General features: G+C 38.9%; 4 protein-coding genes and 1 riboswitch. All 4 genes read left to right on the plus strand.

Features of this window, described 5'->3' with window-relative positions; genetic code table 11:
* Window positions 1-97: 97 nt before the first annotated feature.
* Entirely contained in the window at window positions 98-1,021 is a 924-nt protein-coding gene (gene tagU / locus V7083_RS13145; RefSeq protein WP_335478410.1) for a polyisoprenyl-teichoic acid--peptidoglycan teichoic acid transferase TagU, read from the plus strand.
* 136 nt (window positions 1,022-1,157) lie between these two features.
* Window positions 1,158-1,241, plus strand: a riboswitch (cyclic di-GMP riboswitch).
* Between the two features lie 102 nt (window positions 1,242-1,343).
* Window positions 1,344-1,712 carry a response regulator gene (locus V7083_RS13150; protein ID WP_335478412.1) on the plus strand — a complete coding sequence of 123 codons (369 nt, stop codon included), beginning with the start codon at window positions 1,344-1,346 and terminating at the stop codon, window positions 1,710-1,712.
* Between the two features lie 285 nt (window positions 1,713-1,997).
* Window positions 1,998-4,373 carry a bifunctional diguanylate cyclase/phosphodiesterase gene (locus V7083_RS13155; protein WP_335478414.1) on the plus strand — a complete coding sequence of 792 codons (2,376 nt, stop codon included), beginning with the start codon at window positions 1,998-2,000 and terminating at the stop codon, window positions 4,371-4,373.
* 93 nt (window positions 4,374-4,466) lie between these two features.
* On the plus strand, window positions 4,467-6,019 hold a 1,553-nt coding region (locus V7083_RS13160), incomplete at its 3' end, for a DUF2207 domain-containing protein (RefSeq protein ID WP_335478416.1).

Genomic DNA, 6,019 nt, shown 5'->3' on the forward strand with positions numbered 1-6,019 from the left:
AACTGAATTCCAAAAATTGATATATCCATTCCACAATTTTTTTGTTATTATAATTTGTGATTGTAAATTTTTGTTTAAAGTCTGGAGGATTTGTCGAATGCGGACGAAGAAAAAAAGCAAGAAATGGCTAAAGATAACGGGTGTTATTCTATTAATTTTGGTTATTGCTGGCGGCGCGTATGCCTTTAGTGTATATAAGTCTTTTAAAAATGCGGTTGAGACGATGCATCAGCCAGTCGATCGGGAACAAACAGTAAAGCGTGATAATCCAGTAAACTTCGCAGATAAGGATCCATTTTCCGTCTTACTGCTTGGCGTCGATGAGCGCAAAGGCGATAGAGGGCGATCAGATACCATCATTGTATTGACAGTGAATCCTCAAAAAAATTCTGTAAAAATGTTAAGTATTCCGCGTGACACACGTACTGAAATTGTTGGAAAAGGTACACAGGATAAAATTAACCATGCCTACGCTTTTGGAGGCGTGCCAATGTCCATGGATACAGTTGAGAAGTTCCTTGATATTCCAATTGATTATTATGTTCAAGTAAACATGGAAGGCTTTAAAGATATTGTTAATGCCGTTGGCGGTGTAACAGTGCAAAACGACCTTGATTTTACACAAAATGGACACCATTTTCCAAAGGGTGAAGTCAGCCTGAATGGTGAAGAAGCATTAGCCTTCACAAGAATGAGACACGAAGACCCAAGGGGCGACTTTGGCCGTCAAATTAGACAGCGTGAAATTATCCAAGCGGTCATTAATGAAGGTAAAAGCCTAAGTACCTTAACTAAGTTTTCCAATATCTTTACAGCACTTGGCAACAACGTTAAGACAAACCTGACGTTTGACCAAATGGTAGATATCCAAAAAAACTATAAAGATACAAGCAGCAACATCGAGCAAATGTCGGTTAAAGAAATAGGCACCAGAATTAATAACATCTATTACGGACTTGTTTCAGATGAGGAAAAAGCACGAATCCAAAGTGAATTAAAAACACAGCTTGACTTAAATTAACTTTTAAAAACTGATTGGCGAGTTGATCCCAATCAGTTTTTTATTCAGGACGTTCTAATAGTAAATAGTGGAATACTCCTATTTTTTTCGTCCACTCATTCATTTTTTTGTTATAATAGTGATAACAATCAATCTACACCGATAAAGGCAAACTTATTGAAAAATAAGGACGCAAAGCTACGGGCCTACCGCGAATCGCTACGGCAGCCGGGCTACCGAAGCAACTAGTTAGTAAGATGGACCTAGTTTCTTCAGGTTCATCTTTTTTATTCATCCTGCTTCATACTATATAACTACTAACATGATTAAGGGGGGACTAACTATGAGGACTGCATTGATTGTCGATGACTCTGCCTTTATGCGAAATATCGTCAGAAAAACAATTGAGCAGCATTTCCATGTGATTGCAGAGGGCTGTGATGGACGTGAGGCGATTTCTCTTTACAAACAATTCTTACCCGATGTTGTCTTGCTCGATTTAACGATGCCACATGTTGACGGATTGCAGGCCCTAAGAGAAATTATGAAAATCAATCCCCTTGCCAAAGTCGTTGTCTTTTCTGCCTGGGGAACCAAATTTACCATTATGGAGGCCATTCAATTGGGCGCGAAGGATTTTATTATGAAACCTCACTTTGAACAATTATTGCCTGCATTGAGGAAGCTTTTTATAGAGGAAAAAATAATTTGACCAGTATTCGCTCTCCTTTTAATAACCTTGATTCGACCCACCGCAACAATATGGGTCTTTTATCACAAATTAAGGAGGGCGAATACAAAGATCTTTTACATAAGAAATCTTAGGAACAACGAACTATTCTTGGTAATGTGAATGGCGTTGACCATTGCAGTTCAGAAAATTAAGTACTTTTAAGATGGTTAGTTTTTTTCCCAGTTACATTTTTCGACAATTACAGTGTAATAGGTCCTAAATCTATGGTATAATTCTTTTAAATCTCTGGACGGTGACGCATCTATGAAAAATAATAGGCTTTTACTACTATTCCTTATCCCGCCCATTTTCAGTCTACTCGACAAGCCTGACCATTATATTCATCATGCCCTTTGGGCACTTTATCTTATCCCTCCCACTTTAATCGTATTACTTAAAGGTGTTAATTACAGCATTTTATCAATTTGTACTAGTTCGTTATTATTCTTGACAGTTGAGATCATAAAAACGGGCAAAGTCGACCTACATACGTTTATCTCATTTCTTGAACTGATTATCGTCAATATTGTTTTTAATATCTTTGTAAGCACAATTTCAAAACAGAATAGTCAAAAGCGACAGGAATTAATTCAGACACGAAAGCTATTAGACAGTATCCTGAACAACGTTGATATCTCCATTTGGTCGTTAACACCTAATAAGGACCATCTATTTTCAAGAGGAAAAGAGAAAATTTACGGCTCCCTTACGGCCGAGCAGTTAAATGAAGAAGGTCTTTGGAGAAAATCCATCCACCCGGATGATCTGCCACTTGCCGACGAAATAGACAGCAAATGGGAAGTTTTAGAAGATTATGAATATGAATACCGAATTGTCCAACCTAATGGCACAGTTCGCTGGATTCGGGATCGCGCATTTCCTGTCATCGATGAGGATGGTGCCCTTGTTCGTTATGATGGAACCAACATCGATATTACAGCTCAAAAGGAATTGGAGTTTCACTTAAAGGAATCGGAAGAACGTTATAAAAACCTAGTAGAAAATGCATCACTTGGCGTCTTCATGGTACAACATCAGCGTATTATTTTTATGAATAAATGGCTCATGAACATGTTGGACTTGACGGAAGAAAAGCTCCACGAAAGAACCTTTTTTGAGCATTTTTTAGCAAAAGATAAGGATCGGCTGATTGAAAAATTCCTTAGGCTCTATACACAAAAAGAAGCTTTCTTTAAGGATCAAATCCAATTGACTTTTCCGAATAAAAGAGCCCGTTTCCTGGAAATTCAGGCATCGACCACAGTGATTAATGGGAAAAAGGCAGTTTTAGGAATTGCTCTGGATGTGACAGAAAAATTAAAATCTCAGGCTAAGCTGGAATACTTGGCTTATCATGATGCCTTAACAACTACGCCTAATATGCACTATTTAAACAATAAAATTCGGGAAGAAATTTGTTTAGCTAAAAAACATGGCTCGCCGGCAAGTATGGTGTTTTTTAATCTTGACCGTTTCAAATTAATTGTTGATTCCTACGGACACCAAGTGGGTGACCATTTATTAAAGAAAGTAGCTCTGCGATTAAAAGGATTAGTTTCTGAAAAGGGAACCTTGATACGGGTCGGTGGCGATGATTTTATCGTTTATTTACCAAACTTTGAGTTAACACGTGCAGAGGAATTTGCTAAATTTTTAATACAATCTTTTTCTGAGCCATTTTTTCATAAAGATCATGAAGTTCGCATTAGTGCAAGTATCGGGATCTCATTTCTAAAAACAGATAGTGTGTTAGAAAAAATGGTTCAAGAAGCTAGCGCTGCTATGCATGTTGCAAAAGAAATTGGCGGAAATCAATACAAGGTGTATAGCGCTGATTTCAAGGAAAAGTCAGACCGGAAACTGCAAATTGACCAAAAGTTGCGAAAAGCTATTGAGCAGGACAATCTTGAGCTGTATTATCAACCAAAGATAGAACTTTCCCACCATCAATTAACCGGGATGGAGGCACTTATTCGCTGGAATGATCCAGCGCTTGGATTTGTTTCACCAAGTGAGTTTATTCCAATTGCCGAAGAAACTGGTTTGATTATTCCGATTGGAAAATGGGTGCTCGAAACGGCCTGCAAACACAATATTGAATGGCAGAAAAAAGGATATGCTCCCATTCAAGTATGCGTCAATATCTCAAGCAAGCAATTTTTACAGGATGATTTTATTAACATGGTAGAAGAGTGCCTCCAAGACAGCGGGCTGTCCCCAGAATACTTGAATCTCGAGATTACCGAGGGAATTGCCCTTTATAATATAAAGGAAGCCATTGTTAAATTGAATAAATTGAAACAGCTTGGTTTGAGTGTCTCCTTGGATGATTTTGGAACAGGATATTCTTCGCTGAGCTATATTAAATCATTGCCAATTGATGTGCTAAAAATCGATCGTTCCTTTATTATTGATATATGTGAAAATAAACAGGATGCAGCCATTATTCAATCAGTAATTTCATTATCCCATTCCCTTGACCTAATTGTAGTAGCGGAGGGCGTGGAAAATGAACAGCAATTGAGCCTACTAGGTAACTTGAATTGCGATGAAATACAAGGCTATTATTATGCAAAGCCTATGTCATATTCGGATTTTGAGAATTTTTTAACGAATGTTCATCAAAGAAAAATTTCTTGATGCTTTTAACCCCAATGTTTTTGTAGCATTGGGTTTTTTTTGAATCCTCCTCCCTATTTGTTCGTATAAATGATAGAGAAAGAAGGTGCAGGAATGAAAAAGTGGCTTAGTTGTTTCCTATTACTGGCTTTGTTAATCGTTTTTCCTACTCAAGGCTTGGCCGTTGAATATTCGATCACGAAGGTAAAAATGGATGCTTACCTGCAGGAGAACGGAACTGTTAAAGTAGTAGAAACGTACACTTATGATTTTGATGGGGACTTTCACGGCATTACGCGTGAATTGATCCCCAAAAAAGGAACATCGATTACAGATTTTTCCGCCGATGAAAGAGGAAAGTCATTACGAGTTGAAAAGAAAGACGGTCTTTATAAGGTTTACCGTAAGGGGTCAGATGAACGTATCACCGTTACCCTTCACTACACCATTAAAAATGGGGTCGAAGTGTACCGGGATGTTGCCCAGTTTTATTGGCCATTTTTTGATGACCGGAATGAATCGGCTTACGAAAATTTAACCATCACGATTCACCCTCCCAAGGCTACCGAAGATGTGATTGCTTTCGGATACGATGAAGCCTATGCTACGGAAAAGGTGAAGGCAGATGGCACAGTGGTTTTCAATATGGGAAATGTGCCAAGCAGTACCAACGGAGATATCCGGGTGGCATATGATAGCAGTCTTTTTTCGACTGCTTCCATCACAGCAGATAAATCAATGAAAGCGAGTATTTTAAAGGCGAAACAAAAGCTCATTGATGACAAAGCAGCACAAGTTAAAGCGAAAAATTGGCTTGCAATGGTTGGTGGAGTAGGAATTCCTGTTTTTTCAATCGTTCTTCTATTGTTGATCGGGTGGAACTGGAAGACCGCACGTGCCAAGCGTTCCGGAATTAGGCAGGAGGGCTTTGACTTTGTAACTCTGCCGAATTTGATCATGAGTTTGCCGGCAACGATTTATTTTACCAATAGAAGATCTCTTCCACCTCAAGCCATGGCGGCAGCGCTGCTGGATTTAATTCGCCAGGGATATGCCAACCAAACCTCCAGCGAACTTTTTGTATTGACCGGAAAAAAGAGCAAGCGAAAGCATGAGAAAGTGCTGATGGATTGGCTGTTTAATAAAATTGGAGCAAACAAACAGTTTACCTTTGATGATCTATCCAATTATACGAAGGACAGCAAAAATCATAACCGGTACAACTCTTTCCAAACAAGTTGGCGGGACGCCGTCAGAGAGGAAGTCGACAGCCTACCCCTTTATGAGAAGAAAACAAGGTACCGAATGATGGTCGGTTTTTCCAGTTTGCTGTTACTTCCATTTATCGTATTGTTTCTCGTTTATGAAATGTATGGCTCATTTTTCGCTGTCCTGATTTTGTTCCTTACCGTGATTTTTTATGCCATTGCTTATCGTCCACTGACTTGGGAAGGGGCTAGGATGTCCTTGGAATGGAGAGAATTTAAGGATCGTTTCAATGAACTGCCTCAGGAGGAATGGGAAAAATGGTCAGAGGATGACCAAATGAAGGCCTACATCTACGGACTTGGGATGAATTCAAAAGCAATTATCAAGAAAAACGACGATCTTATCGATGCCTTCACCCCACCTAACAATAGTTATACCGAATACGCCGGCATCTATTC

This window comes from Bacillus sp. JJ1764 (assembly GCF_036962145.1).
Classification (GTDB): domain Bacteria; phylum Bacillota; class Bacilli; order Bacillales; family Cytobacillaceae; genus Neobacillus.